This is a genomic window from Glutamicibacter sp. B1, assembly GCF_039602135.1.
GTDB classification, from domain to species: Bacteria; Actinomycetota; Actinomycetes; order Actinomycetales; family Micrococcaceae; genus Glutamicibacter; species Glutamicibacter ectropisis.
Genome location: NZ_CP125942.1, coordinates 1,750,172 through 1,772,116, shown reverse-complemented (window position 1 = coordinate 1,772,116; position 21,945 = coordinate 1,750,172). Strand labels below are relative to the sequence as shown.

At 53.6% G+C, this 21,945-nt stretch carries 24 protein-coding genes and 1 pseudogene; 17 read left to right on the top strand and 8 right to left on the bottom strand.

Annotated elements, in window-relative coordinates; all coding sequences use genetic code 11:
• The first annotated feature begins 68 nt into the window (after nt 1–68).
• The 8 genes from QMQ05_RS08205 to QMQ05_RS08170 all read left to right on the top strand — a co-directional run bounded on the left by QMQ05_RS08205 (nt 69) and on the right by QMQ05_RS08170 (nt 7,803).
• Nucleotides 69–1,478, top strand: coding sequence for a dipeptidase (locus QMQ05_RS08205; protein ID WP_345474529.1), 1,410 nt, complete (start codon nt 69–71; stop codon nt 1,476–1,478).
• 129 nt (nt 1,479–1,607) lie between these two features.
• Nucleotides 1,608–1,982, top strand: a complete 375-nt coding sequence (locus QMQ05_RS08200) for a HesB/IscA family protein (RefSeq protein WP_345474527.1) — start codon at nt 1,608–1,610, stop codon at nt 1,980–1,982.
• A 222-nt stretch (nt 1,983–2,204) separates the two neighbouring features.
• Nucleotides 2,205–3,086: an aa3-type cytochrome oxidase subunit II gene (gene ctaC, locus QMQ05_RS08195; RefSeq protein ID WP_345474525.1), complete on the top strand. Its 882-nt coding sequence runs from the start codon at nt 2,205–2,207 to the stop codon at nt 3,084–3,086.
• Between the two features lie 5 nt (nt 3,087–3,091).
• Entirely contained in the window at nt 3,092–4,810 is a 1,719-nt protein-coding gene (gene ctaD / locus QMQ05_RS08190; protein ID WP_334123616.1) for an aa3-type cytochrome oxidase subunit I, read from the top strand.
• A gap of 2 nt (nt 4,811–4,812) precedes the next feature.
• Nucleotides 4,813–5,214: a cytochrome c oxidase subunit 4 gene (locus QMQ05_RS08185; protein ID WP_058254323.1), complete on the top strand. Its 402-nt coding sequence runs from the start codon at nt 4,813–4,815 to the stop codon at nt 5,212–5,214.
• A gap of 112 nt (nt 5,215–5,326) precedes the next feature.
• Nucleotides 5,327–6,109 (top strand): GntR family transcriptional regulator, encoded by a 783-nt coding sequence (locus QMQ05_RS08180; protein WP_345474522.1) that lies wholly within the window; start codon nt 5,327–5,329, stop codon nt 6,107–6,109.
• A 1,119-nt stretch (nt 6,110–7,228) separates the two neighbouring features.
• Nucleotides 7,229–7,393 carry a hypothetical protein gene (locus tag QMQ05_RS08175; RefSeq protein ID WP_345474520.1) on the top strand — a complete coding sequence of 55 codons (165 nt, stop codon included), beginning with the start codon at nt 7,229–7,231 and terminating at the stop codon, nt 7,391–7,393.
• Between the two features lie 56 nt (nt 7,394–7,449).
• Nucleotides 7,450–7,803, top strand: coding sequence for a hypothetical protein (locus tag QMQ05_RS08170; protein ID WP_345474518.1), 354 nt, complete (start codon nt 7,450–7,452; stop codon nt 7,801–7,803).
• Between the two features lie 355 nt (nt 7,804–8,158).
• Here QMQ05_RS08170 and qcrB read toward each other — a convergent pair whose 3' ends face one another.
• From qcrB to ctaE, 4 genes are all read right to left on the bottom strand, one after another.
• On the bottom strand, nt 8,159–9,829 hold the full coding sequence (gene qcrB / locus QMQ05_RS08165) for a cytochrome bc1 complex cytochrome b subunit (protein WP_345474516.1): 1,671 nt from the start codon (nt 9,827–9,829) through the stop codon (nt 8,159–8,161).
• A 2-nt stretch (nt 9,830–9,831) separates the two neighbouring features.
• The gene (qcrA, locus tag QMQ05_RS08160; RefSeq protein WP_345474514.1) at nt 9,832–10,881 is read right to left on the bottom strand and encodes a cytochrome bc1 complex Rieske iron-sulfur subunit; all 1,050 of its coding nucleotides are present in this window, start codon (nt 10,879–10,881) and stop codon (nt 9,832–9,834) included.
• 70 nt (nt 10,882–10,951) lie between these two features.
• Nucleotides 10,952–11,746 (bottom strand): cytochrome bc1 complex diheme cytochrome c subunit, encoded by a 795-nt coding sequence (qcrC, locus tag QMQ05_RS08155; protein ID WP_334123619.1) that lies wholly within the window; start codon nt 11,744–11,746, stop codon nt 10,952–10,954.
• A gap of 76 nt (nt 11,747–11,822) precedes the next feature.
• Nucleotides 11,823–12,461 (bottom strand): aa3-type cytochrome oxidase subunit III, encoded by a 639-nt coding sequence (gene ctaE / locus QMQ05_RS08150; RefSeq protein ID WP_074439727.1) that lies wholly within the window; start codon nt 12,459–12,461, stop codon nt 11,823–11,825.
• Nucleotides 12,462–12,795: 334 nt separating this feature from the next.
• Here ctaE and trpD point away from each other — a divergent pair, with 334 nt between their 5' ends.
• On the top strand, nt 12,796–13,815 hold the full coding sequence (gene trpD, locus QMQ05_RS08145) for an anthranilate phosphoribosyltransferase (protein ID WP_434063194.1): 1,020 nt from the start codon (nt 12,796–12,798) through the stop codon (nt 13,813–13,815).
• An 89-nt stretch (nt 13,816–13,904) separates the two neighbouring features.
• Here trpD and QMQ05_RS08140 read toward each other — a convergent pair whose 3' ends face one another.
• Nucleotides 13,905–14,186 (bottom strand): Lrp/AsnC family transcriptional regulator, encoded by a 282-nt coding sequence (locus QMQ05_RS08140; RefSeq protein ID WP_058254315.1) that lies wholly within the window; start codon nt 14,184–14,186, stop codon nt 13,905–13,907.
• 161 nt (nt 14,187–14,347) lie between these two features.
• Here QMQ05_RS08140 and QMQ05_RS08135 point away from each other — a divergent pair, with 161 nt between their 5' ends.
• Both QMQ05_RS08135 and QMQ05_RS08130 read left to right on the top strand, forming a co-directional pair.
• A complete protein-coding gene (locus QMQ05_RS08135) occupies nt 14,348–14,944 on the top strand; it encodes a sigma factor-like helix-turn-helix DNA-binding protein (protein ID WP_334123622.1) in 597 nt (198 codons plus the stop codon).
• The gene (locus QMQ05_RS08130) at nt 14,945–15,487 is read left to right on the top strand and encodes a hypothetical protein (protein ID WP_345474508.1); all 543 of its coding nucleotides are present in this window, start codon (nt 14,945–14,947) and stop codon (nt 15,485–15,487) included.
• On the opposite strand, the gene QMQ05_RS08125 is transcribed toward QMQ05_RS08130, so the two are convergent.
• On the bottom strand, nt 15,467–15,838 hold the full coding sequence (locus QMQ05_RS08125; protein WP_345474507.1) for a DUF3054 domain-containing protein: 372 nt from the start codon (nt 15,836–15,838) through the stop codon (nt 15,467–15,469). The two genes, QMQ05_RS08130 and QMQ05_RS08125, sit on opposite strands and share 21 nt — an antisense overlap.
• Nucleotides 15,839–16,023: 185 nt before the next feature.
• On the opposite strand from QMQ05_RS08125, the gene QMQ05_RS08120 reads away from it, so the two are divergent.
• The gene (locus QMQ05_RS08120; RefSeq protein WP_345474506.1) at nt 16,024–16,965 is read left to right on the top strand and encodes an arsenic resistance protein; all 942 of its coding nucleotides are present in this window, start codon (nt 16,024–16,026) and stop codon (nt 16,963–16,965) included.
• A 141-nt stretch (nt 16,966–17,106) separates the two neighbouring features.
• On the opposite strand, the gene QMQ05_RS08115 is transcribed toward QMQ05_RS08120, so the two are convergent.
• Nucleotides 17,107–17,568, bottom strand: coding sequence for a DUF3817 domain-containing protein (locus tag QMQ05_RS08115; protein WP_345474505.1), 462 nt, complete (start codon nt 17,566–17,568; stop codon nt 17,107–17,109).
• 446 nt (nt 17,569–18,014) lie between these two features.
• A complete protein-coding gene (locus QMQ05_RS08110; RefSeq protein ID WP_345474504.1) occupies nt 18,015–18,455 on the bottom strand; it encodes an ArsR/SmtB family transcription factor in 441 nt (146 codons plus the stop codon).
• 352 nt (nt 18,456–18,807) lie between these two features.
• Between QMQ05_RS08110 and zapE the strand changes: the two genes are divergently transcribed.
• The 5 genes and pseudogenes from zapE (at nt 18,808) to QMQ05_RS08090 (ending at nt 21,932) form a co-directional block, all read left to right on the top strand.
• The gene (zapE, locus tag QMQ05_RS08105; protein ID WP_345474502.1) at nt 18,808–19,863 is read left to right on the top strand and encodes a cell division protein ZapE; all 1,056 of its coding nucleotides are present in this window, start codon (nt 18,808–18,810) and stop codon (nt 19,861–19,863) included.
• The gene (gene def, locus QMQ05_RS08100; protein ID WP_345474500.1) at nt 19,860–20,501 is read left to right on the top strand and encodes a peptide deformylase; all 642 of its coding nucleotides are present in this window, start codon (nt 19,860–19,862) and stop codon (nt 20,499–20,501) included. The genes zapE and def overlap by 4 nt, the downstream gene beginning before the upstream one ends.
• Nucleotides 20,501–20,590, top strand: a pseudogene (locus QMQ05_RS16945) (hypothetical protein); the annotation flags it as partial. The gene def and the pseudogene QMQ05_RS16945, both read left to right, overlap by 1 nt.
• A gap of 87 nt (nt 20,591–20,677) precedes the next feature.
• Nucleotides 20,678–21,352 (top strand): methyltransferase domain-containing protein, encoded by a 675-nt coding sequence (locus QMQ05_RS08095; protein WP_345474499.1) that lies wholly within the window; start codon nt 20,678–20,680, stop codon nt 21,350–21,352.
• A gap of 103 nt (nt 21,353–21,455) precedes the next feature.
• Nucleotides 21,456–21,932 (top strand): NfeD family protein, encoded by a 477-nt coding sequence (locus tag QMQ05_RS08090; RefSeq protein ID WP_345474497.1) that lies wholly within the window; start codon nt 21,456–21,458, stop codon nt 21,930–21,932.
• The last annotated feature ends 13 nt before the right edge of the window (nt 21,933–21,945 follow it).

Here is a 21,945-nt window from a genome sequence, read left to right as displayed (position 1 = left end):
CCTCTATCTTAGCCGGGATTAGCTTGTCGCGTGACATTGGATACGCAATGAATTGCTAGGCTGAACACATGAGCACAAATTCAACCTTCGATGCCGCCAAGAACGGCGTTGATATCTCATCACTGAAGAGTCATATCGATTCCAACTTCGAGCAGATCCTCGAAGAACTCAGTTCCTTGGTATCCATCCCCAGCATCGCGTGGGAGTCTTTTGACCCACAAAACTTGGAGAAGTCAGCAGAGGCCGTTGCTGCCTTGGCCAAAGATGCCGGCATGGAGAGCGTAGAAATTCTGCGCGAACCTGCAGAAAACGGCGCCATGGGCGCACCAGCTGTCGTAGCCCGCCGCAAGGCAGCTGAAGGCAAGCCGACTGTTCTTTTGTACGCTCACCACGACGTCCAACCCCCGGGCAATGCTGAGGACTGGAATACGCCAGTATTCGAGGCCACCAAAGTTGGGGACCGTCTATTCGGGCGTGGAGCGGCAGATGACAAGGCCGGAATTATGGTCCATATTGCTGCGTTGCGCGCCGTGCTGGATCTTGTTGATGACTTTGGTGTGGGTGTTACTTACTTCTTTGAGGGGGAGGAGGAAGCCGGTTCACCGTCATTCCGCAACTTCCTTGAAGCCCATCAGGACAAGCTCGCCGCAGACGTTATCGTAGTAGCCGACTCCAGTAACTGGGCCGTTGGCACACCAGCTCTCACAAGCTCCCTGCGCGGTATGTGTGCTGCGGAAATTACCGTGCGTTCACTCAAGCATGCAGTTCACTCCGGTATGTTCGGCGGCCCGGTGCTCGATGCACCGTTGCTTGCAGCAAAGCTCATCTCGACGTTCCACGATGCCGATGGAGCGGTCGCCGTCGACGGATTGGTCGCCAATGATTCCGCGGAAGTTGACTTCGATGAAGATCAGTTCCGCAACGATTCCGGCGTCTTAGATTCGTTCAACTTGGCTGGAACTGGAAAAATCACTGATCGCTTGTGGAATAAACCAGCGCTGAGCGTCATTGGAATGGATATCCCTAACGTTGATCAGTCATCAAATACATTGATTCCACAAACTCGGTTCAAGGTATCGATGCGTTTGGCGCCAGGGCAAGATCCTGCCGAGGCACTTCAAGCACTCGAGGCTCATGTGAAGGGAGTCGATCTGCGCGGTGCGCAAGTAGATTTCGAAGCTACAGAAGCTGGCAATGCTTACAAGGCTGATTTGGACGCTTCAGCGAACGACACCGCACGCTGGGCTCTTGAACAAGCCTGGGGTGTTGTACCGGTGAACATGGGACTGGGTGGATCCATTCCATTCATCGCTGATTTGCTGGAGGTCTTCCCGAAGGCACAAATCCTGGTCACCGGTGTTGAAGATCCAGATTCACGTGCCCATTCGGCAAATGAGTCTCTTCATCTCGGCGACTTCCAGCACGCGATCGAGGCCGAAGCGCTTCTGCTGGCCAGGATCAACGCTGAAGGAGTATGAGGCGCGTCATACGACGTGACGCAAGGGGAGCATTCTTCAACGTTGCGACGTAGGATAGTAGCAAGAGCAAAGGCGAAGTTTCAGGTTTAACTGGAACGGATGCCACAACGAGCAGTATGGGAGGAAATCATGACTGCAGCTGTTGACCAAACCAAGGGTGACCCAACTGAGTTGCCAACACACGAGGTAAACCTTTCCGACGTAGCCGCCGACAAGGTGCGTTCATTGTTGGAACAGGAAGGTCGCGATGACCTGCGTCTTCGCATTGCTGTGCAGCCAGGTGGCTGCTCGGGCCTGATTTACCAGCTTTACTTCGACGAGCGCATGCTTGACGGAGATGCTGTGCGTAACTTTGACGGTGTTGAGGTCATCGTCGACAAGATGAGTGTTCCTTACCTTGCTGGCGCGTCCATCGACTTCGAGGACACCATCTCCAAGCAGGGGTTCACCATCGATAACCCAACCGCTTCCGGCTCGTGCGCTTGTGGAGATTCCTTCCACTAAGATCGACGAGACCTTAGGGAACTAACACCGCTGTTCAAACGTTGAAGAAATTTCTCGTTAGAACAGCGGTGTTTTTCGGTATTCTGACCCCGAAGAGGGTAAGCTCTACATTAAGTAGTAAAACTATGTTTCCCTTCGTGAGTCACCTCACTGTGCAACTCGTAAATCGCGAGGTGACTTATGAAGACCACATTCTGCACCAACAAAGAGGAAGGGCCGTCTGTGAGTTCGCAAGACCGAACCGGCAGTCGCGGGTCAGCTAAAGCCAAAGTTCTGGCTTTAGTCGGCACTGGCGCACTGCTGTTGACGGGATGTTCAGCGGAGGCCAAACGCGGTTGGCTCCCTAACGTGGAGCGTGACACCACTAACCACACTGCTGCAATCCAGGACTTCTGGGTTCACTCGTGGATCGCTGTGATTGTCATCGGCATTATGACTTGGGGCTTGATGCTTTGGTGCATCATCGCTTACCGTCGCCGCAAGAATGACACCGGCTACCCACGCCAGCTGAGCTACAACATGCCATTGGAGATCTTCTACACGGCCATTCCTTTGGTCCTTGTTCTGGTCTTCTTCAGCTTCAACAACACCCTGGAAAAGAGCATCAACAAGCCTGTTGATTCCGAGGTCGTAGTAGACGTTCGAGCCAAGCAGTGGTCTTGGGACTTCAACTACACCTACCAGGGCACCGAGAAGCACTTCGCCGGTACCCAGGCTCACCTGCACACCGATGGCTCGGAAGGCGCTCGTGAAGAACTGCCGACCTTGTACTTGCCAGCAGGCAAGACGGTACAGCTGGACCTGAACAGCCGCGACGTCATCCACTCGTTCTGGGTACCAGCCTTCTTGCAGAAGCTGGACATGATCCCAGGCAAGACCAACCACATCTACTTGACCCCTCAGGTTGAAGGTAGCTACGACGGAAAGTGCGCCGAACTTTGCGGCGAGTACCACTCCGAGATGCTCTTCAATGTAGAGGTTGTCAGCGAGGCAGAGTTCAAGGCTCAGCTCGCCAAGATGGACGATGGTCACATCGGTGAAGAATACGATCGTCAGCCCGATGCGGTTAACGGTGTCGTAGTAGAACACGGGGAAGGAGAGTAATCACGATGACTACGTTTGAATACGCAAGTGACGACGTCAAGTCGATTGCCCCAGCCGTGGTGCCGAAGTCAAAGGGTCGCCTCTTCGTCGACTACATCACTTCGACCGACCACAAGAAGATCGGGTACATGTACCTGATCAGCTCGTTCGTTCTGTTCTGTGTTGGTGGCGTCATGGCGCTGCTGATTCGTGCAGAGCTGTTCGAACCAGGTATGCAGATCCTGCAGACCAAGGAACAGTACAACCAGCTGTTCACCATGCATGGCACCGTCATGCTGCTGATGTTTGCAACTCCGCTCTTCGCAGGTTTCGCAAACGTTATGATGCCTCTGCAGATCGGTTCCCCAGATGTGGCCTTCCCACGTCTGAACGCACTGGCTTTCTGGTTCTTCCTCATGGGCTCGCTGATCGCATTGGCCGGCTACCTCACCCCACAGGGTGCAGCTAGCTTCGGTTGGTTCGCTTACGCACCATTGTCGAACACCACCTTCTCGCCTGGTGTCGGTGGAGACCTCTGGGTCTTCGGTCTGGCACTCTCGGGCTTCGGTACCATCTTGGGTGCCGTCAACTTCATCACCACGATCATCTGCCTGCGTGCCCCTGGTATGACCATGTGGCGCATGTCGATCTTCTCGTGGAACACGCTGATCACCTCGTTGCTGATCCTGATGGCCTTCCCACCACTGGCAGCTGCGCTGTTCGCACTGGGTGCTGATCGTCGCTTCGGCGCACACATCTTTGATCCTGATAATGGCGGTGCCGTTCTATGGCAGCACCTGTTCTGGTTCTTCGGTCACCCTGAGGTGTACATTATTGCGTTGCCGTTCTTCGGTATCGTCTCGGAGATCTTCCCGGTCTTCAGCCGCAAGCCGATCTTCGGTTACAAGGGTCTGGTCTTCGCGACCATCTCGATTGCTGCACTGTCGGTTTCCGTGTGGGCTCACCACATGTACGTGACCGGTTCGGTAATGTTGCCATTCTTCGGCTTCATGACCATGCTGATCGCTGTGCCAACCGGTGTGAAGTTCTTCAACTGGATCGGTACCCTGTGGCGCGGTTCGATTACCTTCGAAACCCCAATGCTGTGGAGCATCGGCTTCATGATCACCTTCTTGTTCGGTGGTCTGACCGGTATTATCCTTTCCGCACCTGCACTGGACTTCCACGTCTCTGACTCCTACTTCGTGGTGGCACACTTCCACTACGTGGTCTTCGGTACCGTGGTCTTCGCTATGTTCGCGGGCTTCTACTTCTGGTGGCCAAAGTGGACCGGCAAGCTGCTCAACGAGCGCCTTGGCAAGATTCACTTCTGGATGCTGTTCATCGGCTTCCACGGAACCTTCTTGATCCAGCACTGGCTAGGTGTCATGGGTATGCCACGTCGTTACGCCGACTACATGCCTGAAGATGGTTTCACCACCATGAACCAGGTTTCGACTGTCTTTGCATTCATCTTGGGCGCATCGATGATCCCATTCTTCTGGAACGTATGGACCACTTTCCGCTACGGAAAGAAGCTTGAAGTTGATGATCCATGGGGCTTCGGTGCTTCGCTGGAGTGGGCTACCTCTTGCCCACCACCACGTCACAACTTCCACTCGATTCCACGCATCCGTTCGGAGCGCCCAGCTCTGGATCTGCACCACCCGGAACTGAGCGGTCGTGTTACCCCGGAAACCCCGGTTGCAAAGATCTTCGGCCCTGCTGATCAGAAGGATCTGTAAAGATGAAAGTTGAATCCTGGATTTTCTTAGGTGGCGTTTTCTTCTTCACCCCTGTGGCCATCGTTTATGGCTACATGACCAACTGGAGCGAATGGGTAGGCTTCCTCGCATTGCTCATGTTGGTCGGCCTGTCCGCAATGGTTGGCTGGTACTTGCTCTTCACCGCTAAGCGCGTTGGTCCTCGTCCAGAGGACCGCGTTGACGGTGAAATCCACGAGAACGCCGGTGACATCGGAATGTTCTCGCCATGGAGCTGGTGGCCACTAGTACTTGCCGGCTCAGCAGCAATCTCCTTCTTGGGTATTGCCGTTGGCTGGTGGGTCTTCTTCATCGGTGCCGGACTTGCCGTTGTAGGTCTGGTTGGCTGGGTTTACGAATACAGCCGTGGAGACCACGCACACTAAGCAGTGATCCTAATGGGGTGACAAGCAATTTGCTTGTCACCCCATTAGTCTTTAAGAACAACAGTGTTGCTGTGCTAGGCAATGACTGTAGAAGAACTTGAGGAGATCAACGATGCGCCACGCACCCCAGCCAAAGGTCGAGGCCTATCTTGATCCCAGTAGTAAACAAAGCAAGTATCGCCAGATTCGCGAGATCCTTAAGACTCACGCCCGTGAGGCCTGCAAACCCGGTTACAAGCTGCCCCCTGAGCGCGAACTTGCCGAACACTTTGGCGTGGCGCGTAAGACCATCAGACAGGCCATAGATGCGCTGGTTGATGAACAGGTACTCAAGCGAGTCGTCGGTATCGGTACGTTTGTGGTTCCAGAGAAACTCGACCTGCGTGTCAGGCTGCATTCTTATTCTGAAGACATGATGCGTCGTGGCATGGTTCCGGATGCGCACGTTTTGGAGTTTGCAGAAATCAAGGCCAACGCTAATCTGGCGTTGCAGCTCATGGTGGACGAGGGGACACCGGTAGTCCAATTCAAACGTCTGTTGCTGGCCGACGGCACCCCAATGAGCCTTGACGAAAACTACATGCCGGCAGATCTAGTTCCCGGCTTTGTTGATGGTGAACCACCCTCCAAGCTGTACCAGGCGCTGCACGAACGCTACGGAATTCTTTTGGAGTGGGGTGAGGATCAAGTCGAAAGTACAGCTGCAAGCAAACGACAGGCGCACCTACTCGGTGTTGAACAAGGGTTCCCGTTGCTGCAGATCACCCGATATGCGTACATTGGCGAGCGGCTAGCCGACTACTCGGTGTCGCTGTACCGTTCGGATCGTTACAAGCTCTTTGTTCCACTGCAACGCGTTGGAACACGCACTCCTCGCTACACCGACTCTTTCTAAGCATTGGTGCGTTCGGGGATAGGCGTCAAAGTTCGCTGGTGTCATCAGCCCAGGAAGTCGCTGCTGTCCTGACAGAGGGCGTTCAGCCAAAACTTCAACGGTCAATGAACCTGCATGCTATTGAAATTCGCCCCAATATTGGACCTGGCGCTTTGTTTTTTCGTTGCCGCTGACGACGATTTCAGCGCGATCTACGCCCTGGCGTAGTCGCCGGCTCCAAGGACGGGGAAATATCTCTTACAAAAATTAGTGTCTATCGGTGCGGTAGCATCTGTGTCAATTGGCATCGCACTGAGTGGTGGTATCGCTGCGAACGCAGCATCGCCAGAGCCTTCCATCACAAGTATCACCACAGATGATTCCGCCGACTTGGAAGCGCAATTTCCTGACGGCAGCAAGTATCTTTCAGGCCGAGGTTTCGTTCCTAAGCCGGGCACTGTTGAGGCACGGCCACTGAACCCGTTCGCTTGGTTGTCGTGCAACAGTCCAAAAGATCCACACCATGTCATCACTTCATATCCTGGTGGAAAATGTCGCTAGAAAATTCGAGCACAGAGTCCACACGAGTTCGACTTATGGCGGATTAGTCCATGGGCGCCGGTTTTCCGCTATGGAGAGTTCTGTTTCTTCTAATGCTGATTCAACCCTTTGGGAGTTATCAGACGAACTAGCGGCCGATCTAAGCTCTTGGCAGGAAGATTTTGACAACAACTATGATCCGGTAACTGGGTGGCCATCTATGGAATCGTTGAGCAGACATTTCCATGAAGCAGTCAGCTTAAAGGAGCGCGTGGAACTGGAGCTTCCGAGTAACGCCGTCGAACTTGATTACTGGTAAACCGTAGTCGACGGCAAGGAAGAACCATTCCCTCCTCACACGTAGAGAAATCAAAGTAATGAAGAGCTCGTAGCGCATCCGGACTCGGACTATCGGTACCACGGGTAGCGCCAACCGCTGTACCGATAGTCCAAAGTTGCTCCTGCAAACGCCCGATTTTGAGAAAGGGGACGACACCGCGGCCCGGTGGACCGGCAAAGGCCGGTTTTCTTCTCAGAAACCATTCTCACTCAAAGATGCGTGGGCAATCTTATAAGAAATGTTTGTGATTGGATTTCGGGATGTGGAGCCAGGTCGAAGCCGCGCTCGAGGCAGCCCGGCAGATCAAGGCACACGCCCCGCACTGCCGGGTCATCTTCACCGTTTACGAGATGAAGCGGCTCGGGAGGGATTCCGCCGAGCAGACCGCGCCGGGCGATCACCTCACCGCACACGGCATCGTCTAGGAAATGCTCGCCGGGCGGTTCACCGGGATCTACGACCCTACCGGAACGGGGGCCGGGTGTTGTTCGCGTTCTTCGCCGCGATGGCCGCACCTGAACGCGAGAACATCCGCGAAGCCACCCTCGAGGGCCTCAATGCGCCCGCCCGCAAGGGAGACCACGACGGACGCCCACTGGTCATCACCGACGACTTGCTGCACACCGTGCTGCGTCCTCGCGCGAACGTTGAGTCCCTCGAGGGCATTCGGCTCGACCTGAACATCCCCACCGGTAAACTCAAAGGTCGCAACCCCGACCTGGCCAGCATCTACCGGGTGCTCAGCGAGCACGAGAAACCTCAGGCCCACCTCGACGCCGTTGGCCAGGCCCACACCGACTTCGCCGCGCTCCATCCAGGTACACGACACGACTGAACGGCCCGGTTGCCGCGCGTTAGTCATGTTCATATCCGCCCGATTTTCGGCGATAGCTACGGCAACCCCTATTGCTACTGCCTTGCAAAAGGTCTGCACTGCTGTAACTAATGGCATGTTCAGAATGTTGTTGGATACCAATCCATTCAACGGCAACTGCGCGCGTTCTTGGCAACGTTCATAAATCCCTATACGGCCAGCAGGGGACACAGCAACCCGGCACAGCAATACTTACACGTATAAAGTCCTTTGATCGCCCAGATTCGATTCTGTGCCGTTGTGGAGTATCAACTTAAACAAGGAAGGGACACACCGTGTGGTGTGTCCCTTCCTGTGTGACTAACGCGAGTCGGAATTACTTCTCGATCGAGTCCTGCTTGTCACCCTCAACCTCATGGTGACCGTGAGCAGCATGTGCTGCTTCCAGTTCCGATGGGGTTACCGGGGCGACGCGATCTTCGAAGAAGAACTTCGAGATCATTGCGCGGCGCTTCTCCTTGCGGGAGATGTGGCCAGCGGCATCAGGCTCAGCCGGAATGTACTGGCGATCCACGAAGTTAGTCAAGAGGTAACGCTTGTAAACGTCGATCTCTTCGTGCTTCTCACTGAAGCCGCCCTCTGGCGACATCTGGATAATGCCAGCTTCGCGACCGTGCAGTACGATCTCGCGATCCTTACGCTGCAAGGACAGGCAGATGCGACGGGTCAGCCAGAAGCCCAGGATTGGGCCAATGAAGAACAGTGCACGCAGCCAGTAGGTTACGTCGTTCAGTGCCACGTGGAAGTGAGTTGCGATCAAGTCAGAGGATGCAGCTGCCCACATCACGCTGTAGAAGATCACGCCGGCTACACCCATGGCGGTACGGAACGGTGCGTTACGTGGACGATCCAGCAAGTGGTGCTCGCGGTTGTCCTTGGTGACCCAACGCTCGATCCATGGCCATGCGAACATGACCGCGAACAGTGCGCCTGCAGGAACCAGAGCAGGAAGCAGTACCGAGAGAACCAGAGTGTTGGTACCCCATGGGAATGGGATGTGCCACTCGAAGCTGAAGTTGCCAAGTACACCTGGCATCAAACGCAGAGCACCATCAACGAAACCGATGTACCAGTCCGGCTGGGTACCAGCCGAAACAGGGGATGGGTCGTATGGTCCGTAGTTCCAGATCGGGTTGATCTGGAAGAGACCTGCGATGAAGGCTACGATGCCGAAGACGATGAAGAAGAATCCACCAGCCTTTGCAGCGTAGACCGGACCAACTGGGAAGCCAACAACGTTGTCGTTGGTGCGACCTGGGCCTGGGTACTGGGTGTGCTTGTGAGTCACAACCATGAACAGGTGGATCACGATCAGCAAGATGATCACGGCAGGCACGATCATGATGTGCAGCGAGTACAGACGTGGGATCACGTGCTCGCCTGGGAACTCGCCACCGAAGAAGAACATCGAGAGGTAAGTACCAACGATTGGCAGTGCCTTCATAACGCCATCAATAATGCGAAGACCGTTACCGGAAAGCAGATCATCGGGCAGGGAGTAGCCGGTGAAGCCAGCAGCCAGACCCATGATCAGCAGTACGCCACCGACAACCCAGTTCAATTCACGTGGGCGACGGAATGCACCGGTGAAGAACACGCGCAGCATGTGAACGGACAGCGATGCTACGAAGAGCAGTGCCGACCAGTGGTGTACCTGACGCATGAACAGGCCACCGCGCACGTCGAAGGAGATCTCCATGGTGGAAGACATCGCGGTCGACATGCCAAGACCCTTCATTGGCACATACGAGCCGTCGTAGACCACGTGGGCCATGGACGGATCGAAGAAGAAGGTCAGGAAGGTACCCGAAAGCAGCAACAGTACGAAGGTGTACATCGCCACTTCACCAAACATGAACGACCAGTGGTCAGGGAAGATCTTGCGACCGAATTCCTTGACGATGGCCGAGGCACCAACACGTGAATCCACGAAGTTGGCGATACGACCGGTAGAGGTCGTTGCCTGGTATTCGTTAGTTGTCGTCATGATTAACCACGCTCCCAGTAGGACGGGCCAACAGGCTCATGGAAGTCGCTCTGAGCAACCAGGTAGCCTTCGGAATCGACGGTGATTGGCAACTGTGGCAGTGCGTGACCGGCTGGGCCGAAGATGACCTTACATTCCTGAGTCAGGTCGAAGGTCGACTGGTGGCAAGGGCACAGCAGGTGGTGCGTGTGCTGCTCGTACAGTGCGATAGGGCAACCAACGTGGGTGCAGATCTTGGAGTACGCGACGATGCCGTCAACGTTCCAGTCCTCGCGGCCCTCGGAGATCTGCATTTCTGCTGGATCCATACGCATCAGCAGAACTACAGCCTTAGCCTTTTCGTTCAGTGGGTTCTCGGTTTCGTTGATGCCCTCTGGGACAACGTGGAATGCCGAGCCGATCTGAACGTCCGAGGCCTTGATTGGGGTACCGGATGGGTCGCGGGTCAAACGGATGCCCTTGTCCCACATGGTGTGGCGCAGGGAATCAATCATCTGGTGTGCGGTGTTACCGGTGCGATCCAGATCGCGGAACATGAAGATTGCTGGAATCGGAGCCAAGGCGATGGCACCGATCAGGGTGTTGCGGATCAGCGGACGGCGCTTGATACCGGATTCTTCAAGAACGGTATCTACGATCTCGACGGCATCCTGGCGGTCTTCTTCCGAGCGGATCTCGTGGCGCATTTCCATGAGCTCGTGATCCGGCATCAGGGTCTTAGCCCAGTGAACAATACCTACACCGATACCGAGCATCGCAAATGCGGTGCCCAGGCCCAGTGCAGCGTTCTGCACACGCAGCTCAGCGAAGGACATTTCGCCCAGGCGGCCCAGGACGAAGTAGCTCACGAAGAAGAAGAGCGTGCCGATGATGGAGATGGTAAATAGGAGCGCTACTTGACGCTCATGTCGCTTGGCTGCGCGCGGATCGCGGTCTGCGAGACGCGGACGATGGGGTGGCAAGCCCGGATCGGGGAAACGATCCTGAGCTACATCGTCAGCCTTAGCAACGGTGCCCGAGTTTTCGGGACTGCCGTGACTATGGTCGCCCATGTTTCTCTCTCATCCTTCTGTTAGGAATTTATGTACGTAGTGATGGTTACGGCCTAGGCCGTGGTTTGCCTTAGGAAGGACGCGAGGTCAACCAAATGGTGAAGGCGATGATGATGCCCAGACCTGCGGTCCAGGTGAACAGACCTTCAGCAACCGGACCCAGGGAGCCCAGGGCTGCACCACCAGCGGAACCATTAGCTTCAATGGTCTTCAGGAAGGTGATCACGTCACGCTTCTCGTCTGGGGTGATGTTCGAGTCGTTGAACACTGGCATGTTCTGTGGGCCGGTAGCCATCGCTTCGTAGATGTGCTTCTCGGATACGCCGGTCAAGGTCGGAGCGAACTTGCCTCGGGTCAAAGCACCACCGGCAGCGGCGGCGTTGTGGCACATGGCGCAGTTGACGCGGAAGACGGTTCCACCGTGAGCTGCATCGCCTTGAGTGGTATCGAGGTATTCCTCATCCGGGATCGCTGGACCTGCACCCAAGCTGGCAACGTAGGCAGCCAGCTGAGAGATCTGCTTGTCGTCGAACTGGGCTGGCTTTGCCTGGGCCTGAGGGCCCTGCATCTGCATTGGCATACGGCCGGTACCGACCTGGAAGTCAACAGATGCGGCGCCAACACCGATCAGCGACGGACCGGAGTCCGAGCCTTCAGCGTGCATTCCGTGGCAGGTAGCGCAGTTGGCGACGAAAAGCTTCTGACCCTCGTCAACATCGGTCTGCGATGCTGCGGTAGTCTCAGCGGCCTTCGCTTCGCTGATGTTTCCTGCTGCGGTGTAGAGACTGCCGGTAATCAGCAATCCAAACAGAAGCAGGGCCACAGCGGCGAGCGGGTGGCGGCGCTTTTTCGAAAGAGCCTTCACTTGCTGGTTCCTCACTTAGTTTCTTTGGTGTGGTGTTGCCGTACTTCTTGGTGTGGCAACTAATGACTAAAAGTTGCTACTTCAAGAAGTAGATGATCGCGAACAGCGCGATCCAAACAACGTCAACGAAGTGCCAGTAGTAGGACACAACGATGGAACCCGTTGCTTCGAAGTGGCCAAACTTCTTAGCCAGCATTGCACGACCGATGATCAGCAGGAATGCAATCAGGCCACCGGTGACGTGAATGCCGTGGAAGCCGGTGGTCATGTAGAAGGCCGAAGCGTAGGAGTTCGAGTTCAGTGCTACACCCTCGTGAACGAGAGTGACGTATTCATAAGCCTGGACCGAGACGAAGATCGAACCAAGGATGAAGGTAAGAATGAACCATTCGATCATTCCCCATTCCTTGAAATTGAACAGTCCGCCGGTACGGCGAGGCTTGAATTCTTCAGCACGGAACACACCAAGCTGGCACGAGAACGAGCTGGACACCAGAATCAAGGTGTTAACCAGCGCAAACGGCACGTTAAGTTTGGCAGTTTCAGTCGCCCATAGTTCGGGCGCGGCAGCCCGAAGGCTGAAATACATGGCGAAGAGGGCGGCGAAGAACATGAGCTCGCTGGAGAGCCACACCATCGTTCCCACCGACACCATGTTTGGGCGGTTCGGCGCATGTGGCGCCGTCGTATTTGGGGCATGAGTCGCAGTTGTCACACTGACATTATGTCTCTAAATGCCCCTCAGATACCAATGCAGAAAGGGGTTGTCGGCGGTTTTTTGCGCCACATAGCGAGAACAACCGCGGAAACACGCGGAAGTATGAAGAAAACTCTTTCTACAATTCGTAGAGCTTGATTCGGCGAGTCTCACGAAACAATCATTTATGCAACACTCATGTGCCCTATTTATCCCCAGAATCACTAGGTTTTTAGCGACTTGAGACACATCATTTGATGACATGAATTGGGACTGCGACGGCTGGCTCGATAGGCTTTCATATGTGTCAACGAGCCTTGAAAACGAAAAGTTCCCAACATGGCCAGATCTCTTGGCCACCCTGATTGGCGGTGGCGATCTCAGCCGCACTCAGGCAGCTTGGGCCATGAATGAGATCATGAGTGGCGAAGCCAGCGACGTTCAAATTGCCGGCTTCTTGGTTGCCTTACGCTCCAAGGGAGAAACCGTCGCGGAACTTACCGGACTCGTTGATTCCATGGTCGCTAATGCGAAGCCGTTGAGCATCGAAGCACAAACCTTGGACATTGTAGGAACCGGCGGAGATCGTCAGAACACGGTTAATATCTCCACCATGGCCACCCTGGTGTGCGCCGGCGCGGGAATCAACATCGTTAAACACGGTAACCGCGCCTCCTCTTCATCCTCAGGTTCCGCCGATGTACTCGAAGCACTCGGCGTGCGTCTCGATGTACCAATTGAGAGACTTGTAGAGGTTTACAACAAGGTTGGAATTGCGTTCTGCTTCGCCAACGTCTTCCACCCTTCGATGCGACACGTTGCCTTTGCGAGACGACAATTGAGGGTTCCCACGGCGTTCAACTTCATGGGGCCATTGACCAACCCGGCTCTCCCTAGCTCCTCGGCCGTGGGTTGCTCAGACCTAGTCATGGCACCAATTATGGCGGGTGTTCTTGCGCGACGTGGATCGCGTGGTCTCGTTTTCCGCGGCAATGACGGCTTGGACGAGCTCACAACCACCGCTGGCAACCAGGTATGGGAAGTGCGTGACGGCCAGGTCACCAAGTTCTCCTTTGACGCACAAGATCTAGGTATTGAACGTTCGAGCCTCGAGCAACTACGTGGCGGAGACGCGGTACATAATGCAGAGGTTGTACGGCAGATTGTTTCCGGTGCTCAGGGGCCAGTGCGTGACGCCGTGCTACTGAATGCAGCTGCCGGAATGGTGGCCTTCGACCCTTCAAGCGAAGGAAGCTTTGAAGATCGAATGGGTGCAGCGCTGACAAAGGCCGCCGAATCTATCGATTCCGGGGCCGCGAAATCAGTTCTGGACAATTGGTCACAGACGACTCAGCAGATCCTAGGGGAGTAGGCCCAGTAGATCAAACAAGAACGGGTTCTGGTTACTGCTAGTACAAGCAGTAACCAGAACCCGTTCTTGTATCAGCCTAGGGATTTGTACTAGTCGTCAAGCCCCAGCGAGAAAGCGGCCTCTAGGTCGTGCTCCGAGTAGGCGCGGAAAGCAATATGGGTTTGCGTGCCACGAATGCCTGGAATCTTAGAGAGCTTATTGGCAATAACTTCTGCCAAGTCCTCGTGCTTGTGAACCCGCGCAACCGCGATGAGGTCCCAGTCACCAGCGACGGAATAAACCTCACTGATCCCTGAAATTGCAGAGATTTGCTGAGCACACTCGGGGATGCTGTCGGTTGCCGTCTGAATCATGACGAATGCAGTAACCATTGCTGCGCCTTTCACTATCTGAGTCTCCAAGCTGAAGACCTATAACTTAGTTTCAACTCTAGTCGAAAATGGTGATTCATCGATTATTCAGTCGAGACTCTCGACGCTGCCAACAACGGTTAAAGTTAGTATTTCTGATTACAATGATTTAGAATTGTTCCATGATTGTTCTGACCATTGACCAACGGCGATCCCGTTCGTCTGAAGACAAAGTGCAAACCCTCATTGAACAGGCCAATGCCACGGTTCCTGTGGTGCGCCCATTCCAGCGTACTGCCGGAGATGAAGTTCAAGCCGTGATGGACGATGCTTCGGAAGCAATTCGCTTAGCTGTCATGATGGCCGCGTCGGGGGACTGGAGCGTAGGGCTTGGTTTCGGTCAGGTTGAGACTCCGTTACCTAAAGAAACTCGTGCCGGACGCGGACCTGCTTTTGAATATGCCCGAGTTGCGGTCGAACGATCGAAAAATACGAATGCGCACCTGGCCGTACACGGCCCATCGCATGAGGCAACACGACTTGAGGCCGAACTCCAGCTAACTGCCTGCATCGTTTCCAAGCGTCGAGCCACTGCTTGGGAGGCGGGCACCTTAGCCGATGAAGGACTCACGCAGCAACAGATTGCCAAGGAATTAGGAATCACCCAGCAAGCAGTCTCATCCCGTCTTTCGGCAGCGCTATGGTTTGAGGCAAACCGCATGATGGATGAGGCAGCTTATTCTCTGACTCGCCAATTGAAAATGTTAGGGGAGTCGTAGATGTATTGGACCGCATGGGCGAGCTTGAGCCTCGCCGCCGTGCTTTCTTGCACGGCTGCCTATATGGGTTATGCAATGGGGCAACGCGCACGTTGGCGCGAAGTTTTGATAGTTATATCCGGCCTTCTGGCTCTCACTACTGCAGTACTGTCAGTTGCGACCGGTACGCCTGGCCATTCATCTCACGTGCCAACCCTGTACGTTGTGATGCTCTCGTGTATTTTTGCGGTGAGTTTCGGCGGACCATTTACGGAACTCATCTTCCGGCTCGCTGCCAGAAACGATTCGGAACTGAGCAGAAAAGAGTCCGACCCATCTCCGCTACGTGGCGGGTTATGGATCGGACTCCTTGAACGAGCAGCCATCGTCAGCACGTTATGGGCGGGCTGGCCTGAGGGGATAGCAATCGTCCTCGCAGTGAAGGGATTAGGTCGGTTCTCGGAATTGAAAGATCACCGGGCCGCAGAACAATTCATCCTGGGCACCTTCTCCAGTAGCTTGGTTGCTGCCGGCTCTTACGGGCTAGGCCTTTTGCTGCTGTGATCGTTTGGCGATAAGACTAGAAACTGCGCGGCGACCCAGCAAGAAGATACCAAGAACAACGAAAGTGACGATCACGAACGAAATTGCTGCCGTATGACCCATTAATAGGCGGGTAGCCACACCCAAAACAACCGTGCCAAGCCAAACAAGAATTCCAGTCGGCCACAGTTTATTGATGGATACCCATGGACGCGATAATCCGGTTGCTATGGCATAGCCGATGATAAAGGGCAGGGCAGTTATCAGAATCCCACTGATGGCCAAGCCGTGCTCATGTTCCCGCCGGCCCAACAATGCGAAGAGAATGATCAGCAGAATATCTATGATCGCTAACCAAGGCCACTTGCTCATACTTTGCTTCATATATTCATGATAGGGATTCCGGCAAAGTATTTGGCGTCGTTTTCAGACTCGTGGCAGTGTCACTTCAGCCACAGCATCGTAGGGGAGAGGCGCAGAGGATTCGCCCTCCATTCGTTTCTTAGATCTTCACTAGCACCAGAAGGGTGATCTTATTGCAAGGATTTGCAGCTTGGATGGATAAGCATCAGATCATGCTTTATTTATTGGCCATCGTTGCGGGCTGCCTGACGGGAATTTATATTCCTTCGAACAGCGACGGTCTGTCGGCATGGATCAATCCATTCTTGTGCCTACTTCTCTACGTGACTTTCCTGAGCATGCCGCTGACCCAGTTAGTCAACGGGTGGCGAGACTTCAAATTTATGTCCGCCCTGCTGGTTATCAACTTCATCGTGGTCCCAACGATAGTTTTCATACTCACTAGATTCGTTCAAGGCAACAAGCCGGTCTTGATCGGCGTTGCTTTAGTGCTGCTGGCGCCGTGTGTTGACTATGTCATCGTTTTTTCTGGACTCGCTGGGGGAGCGAGCCGCAAATTACTCGCCACGACTCCTTTATTGTTGCTGGCCCAAATGGCGCTGATCCCGCTCTACTTGATCTTTATCGTAGGAAAGTCATCGTTGACTCTCTTCACGCCAGGGCCATTTATAGAAGCACTGATACTACTAATTCTCTTGCCATTGTTGCTCGCACTGACGACCCAGGCGCTTAGTAGAAAATGGACACCCGTCACCCACTTCGCAAAGACCGCTGACAGCTTCATGGTGCCAGCGATGATGGGGACGCTCTATTGCGTATCCGGCTCCCAGATCACTTCACTGTCTGAACACACCGACCAACTGCTTAAGACGATCTTAATTTTCATCACGTTTGCTCTCGTCGCTGGAGTCTGCGCGTTCATTATCGGAAAGATATTCCGGCTTTCAATCAACGAACAACGGGCCGCAACGTTCAGCGGGGTGACTAGAAATTCACTGGTTGTGCTTCCCATTGCTCTTGCACTGCCCAAAGAATATTCGATGGCTGCGACAGTCGTAGTTACTCAGACTCTCGTTGAACTCGTGGCGATGATCATCATGATGAAATCTATTCCGCGACTGATTAAAGCGCAGTAGAGCCGTTCACTGTAGAGTCTTCAGACCGCAACGATCGTTGGCCGCTTCGTGGTATGACCAACTGTTTGGCACATAAACGCGTGCCCGTGGCCGGTGTCACCGTTGGTAATGGAAATTCCGGGTAACCCGCTGAAAATGCAATTAGCTTGAACTTCCGGGAGGACCCATAACCAGTAAAGCGGAAAAGACGGCTACGACAACGACAAAGAAACCTATCGCTGTTGGAATTGGCCGAGCAACGAGCCACCTCATTGTCCTATCTAACCATCCGTTATCACTGGGATGATCAGTGGCTTCAGTACGCCAAAAACCATTCAATTTGTCCTTGCGTTCTAGCCATTGATCGAAGGGAACGGTGAGGTATGGAATCACAGAAGTTGCCGCAGCAGTAAGGATCAGTCTCTTACTCCATCGCTGGTTCATGCCCACCAGTAGCGCCGTGGCAAAGTAAGACAGGAATACGAACCCGTGTATGAAACCAGCAATTGATACCGGCCAGTCACCAACTTTCACACCGTATTTGAGAATCATGGCAAGAATCAGCAACGTCCACGTAACTGCTTCTGCCCGTGCAATTGTTCGATACAAAGCCTTTGGTGACATATTCCTGCGTTAGTCCTTAAAACTAGGGGAGTCTCACGTCCATGAGTAGTCACCATCAGCCTATCTTGATCTAGAGTTCGATTTTCTCTCGCGCACACGACCACTGGAACTCTGGTCAAGGATCGTTGCTCTCCAATCTTCACTGTTTTCCAGGCGCATCAGTCGGCCGTAGCTAGGTTAGAGCATGCCAACGTTCCACCGGATCGAGAGCTCAGATGCGAAAGCGCCAGGCACGCTAGAGACAGCTTTCGCGGCTGAACCCAATACCTCAGATTCGATCTGCCGCTGCGATTCTTCGTGGTCCGTAAGTTCAATGGGTGAGTGGATTTCAGGTTCGGTGGGAGCACCAGATTTCCACTACTTTACATAATGTAGATTATCGGCTTATTTCTAATGCTGGTGAGAACAGGTGAAACAGCGTCCTTATCTAGTGAGTTCACGCAAGATCAATGCGATTGTTCAGGTACTGAATCTTGCAAGGCCAGACGGTGCGCAGCAAAGTCTAGGGTCTGACGAATGAACTGACGCGAGAACTCATCGTGCATCGAGTAGATCACGTGACGTCCAGATTTATTGGTCTGTAAAACACCAGCGGTTCGCAAGCGTGACAGCAATTGGCTAGCTACCGTTGGGCTGACGCCCACCAACTGCGCAAGCTCTGACAGCGTGAGATCGTCTTCGCATAAAGCCCACAGCATTTGAAGTCGCAATGGCTCAGATAACGTCTTGAGGACTGTCACTGTCATATCAAGCAAATCGCCCGATATGATCCCTGATTGCGCCGTTGGAACGCTATATTCACTAGTCATCGCAAACACTCCCTGAGTCCATTGCACTGTAGTACTGACCAACAGGTCCCAACCGACCAGTTTGGTGAGTGTGTCCATTATGGGCTTACTGCTTCTAAAAGCGATAGGTATCGGAAAAATTCACTCGAAGTGGAGGCTCTTTCGCAAAACCTGACACCTATCCCCTGAATAAATCATCCGAAATGATTAGCCGGAAATCGTCTCTGACTGGGGATTTCTGAATACTCTCACTTCTCAGAGCCTCAGTCGATGCGCTCGGAGTGGACACGCGGCATTACAAGGATCCGAATCTTTCTGTACTCCTCAATACTACGAACCGACCAGCCAGGGGCCGCCAACTGACCTACGATGCGCATTGCTCAAACGTTTCTCAGAGCCGCTGGCCAGTTGTTAAATTGGCCGCCACAGCAGAGAATGGCAAAATTTAGTTATGCCCAACTCGTCAACACAAACACCGGCTGCTCACGCCCTAGCCGAAAAGATCTTGGGCTCACTAGCTAATGCAGGGATTACCGCCGATTCAACTCAATGTGAACTCATCAGAATCTTGAGTGAATCGGTGGGGCCAACAGCCTCAAACAAACGGCGCGGCGTGTACATCTATGGACCACCAGGCCGAGGAAAAACGGTGATTACCAATTCCTTGGTGGCACATCTTCCAGAAGCTCTTACTAAGAGATTTCATTTTCATGAGTTCTTTCATCGCCTGAACTCCCCCAAAAATCGCCTACTAGGTCAATCTTTAGGTGCCATTTTTGTACAAGGTCTGGAACGCGAACTTTCCGGAATCAATGTACTGATTTTCGACGAATTCCACTGCACCGAGCCTGGCGATGCGATGTTTATGGGCAAACTGGTCAAGTACTGCGAGCAGCATGACATTCAGTTGGTGACGACCTCAAATTACGAACCCGAAAAGTTGTTAGACGACGATACCTTTCACCATTTGGTGAAGCCGATCATCGGCAGCATCCGGAGTGACTTCGAAGTTTTTGAGTTGGATCATGAGCTAGATTACCGACTACTCAGTACATCTCTGGAGGCACCAGCCGAGGGTTACCGTCGGGGATCGCTAAACCTACTCCCCCATCCAGCTCCCATAATCTCAGGTAACGACTGGATCAAGATCGGTTATGACCAAATTGGCCCCGTTGAGCTCCGGGACGGGATAATCTGGATTACTTTTGATCAAATCTGCAGAACCAGGCGCAACACAGCTGACTATCTCGAACTTGCCTCTCGATTCTCATGCTGGCACGTGACCCAAATACCGGCCAGCGAAACGATGCCTATGGATGAGGAACGGCGACTAGCGAACCTGATCGATGTCTTCTACGACAAGAACATCGAAGTTCATTTATATGCTGAAGACGACCTATCGAAGCTAGGCCACATGCTGCACGCCACCGAAAAAGCACGATTGGCCTCACGGTTAGCGCAGCTAAACCGCCACCACGACGTAGAACGGACCACCGGATCCCGATGAACACCGAATACACCAACGAACAGATCATCGAACTAGTCACCGGGATTCTAGAAACGGCTGACGAGAATCTGGTGCTTCCAATAGTGCAACTTGGCCATCCTCTTCTTCGTCAACGGGCAATCCCGTACACCGGTCAGCTCGAGCAACCGCTGCTCGAAGAACTGCTTGAAGCCATGCGCCAGACAATGTATGACGCACCGGGAGTAGGTCTGGCCGCTCCCCAGGTAGGCATTCCCCTTCAGATTGCTGTGCTTGAAGACTTGTATCCTATACCGGAATCAATTGCTTCCGAGCGTGAACGAGAACCGTTGGAATACTTCGAAATTTTCAACCCAACCTACACTGCAGCATCGGAGCGCACGGCGGAATTCTATGAGGGATGCCTGTCTTTCGAAGGGTTCCAGGGTGTAGTTACGCGCCCTGCTGACATCACGGCAACGTACAACGACCGTGATGGAGAAGCACACACGCAATCATTTAGCGGTTGGCAGGCAAGAATAGTGCAGCATGAAACGGATCATCTGTCTGGTACCGTCTACATCGATAAGGCGAAAACTCGTTCACTGATCAACGAAACGGAGTTGTGGCGTCACGAAAACATGGATGTCGCTACCGCTAAAAAGGTCTTGAACTTCTAATGCCTTCGAACGAAACCACGGTAACCTGCCCCGTTTGCGAACTACCCTTGCACTTCAAGGACGAAGCACACAAGACGTTAGTCTGCGACTCTGACCATCGCTTTGATGCAGCGAAGCAAGGGTACTTTAACTTTCTGACGGGCAAAGGTACCAATTTTCTAGAAGACACTTCTGCCATGGTTCAAGCACGAGATGCTTTCCAAAGCCGTGGCCACTATGCACCACTGGCCAATAAGCTCGCGGAAATTGTCCGTGGACATCGGGAATCAAGTTCTCTTGATTTGCTCGACGCTGGCGCCGGTACCGGTTACTACCTCAATCAGATCCTTGGCGCCTCGAACGCCAGCTACCACGATGCCCTCGCCTTAGACATCTCACGTTATGCCATGCGTCGGGCAGCGAAGCTACCCCACACGTTGGCGTTGGTATGGGACGTTTGGCGCCGCTTGCCTTCCGCTGATGCTTCACGAGACGTGGTGCTGAACTGTTTTGCTCCACATAACCCGGCGGAGTTTCGGCGAGTGTTGCGTGATCACGGACTGTGCATTGTCGTCACCGGCGAACCTGATCATCTCAATGAAGTCATTGAGCCCTTGGATATGCTTTCGGTTGCGGATGGAAAGTTAGCTTCTCTGGTGGAAAAGTTCGATGCCAATGACTTTCAACTGAAGCACACCGAACAACTGACTTATCAGATGGACTTGAATACCGAGGATCTTTATAACCTAGCGTTTATGGGCCCTGCCGGGCATCATCTGCAGCCCGAGAAGCTTCGAAATAAAGTTCAGTCTCTGGGGGAACAACGGGTAACAGCTTCCTTCGGAGTACATGCTTTCATCCCTAAGGCATAGAAAATACCCCAAAATGACTACGTACTTCCTGTTCCTCATACGGCAGAATAGAAGAAAGGCCAAAGCTTCTGGCCCTTGTCCTATGAGAAATTAGGTGGATTCCATGACTACCGCTGATTGGATCATAAGTAACGCGTGGGTGATTTGGCTTGCGTTGTTCCTTCTGTTGGCCATCATCGAGATGCTTTCACTTGACCTGTACTTCATCATGCTGGGCATTGGCGCTCTTGGAGGGGTCACGGTAGCCCTGCTGAACGGTCCTATGTGGTTGCAGGTAGTTATCTTCTGCATTGTTTCACTACTCATGATTCTGCTTGTTCGCCCTATCGCGGTCAGGCACCTCAAGAAGTCGCCTGCGGGGTTCCGTTCAAATATCGATCGGCTGATCGGTGCTGATGCTCTGATCCTCGAACCCACTTCTCGGATTTCAGGCTCAGCCAAGATCATGGGCGAAATCTGGACTTCTCGTGCAGAGTCGAACGTTCCAACCATGTCACCTGGAACGTACGGCGTGGTTTCACGGATTGACGGCGCTACCGCGTATCTCACCACTAAGCCCGCAGATCCAGCTGAAAGCTGATCAGTTTTCAAAT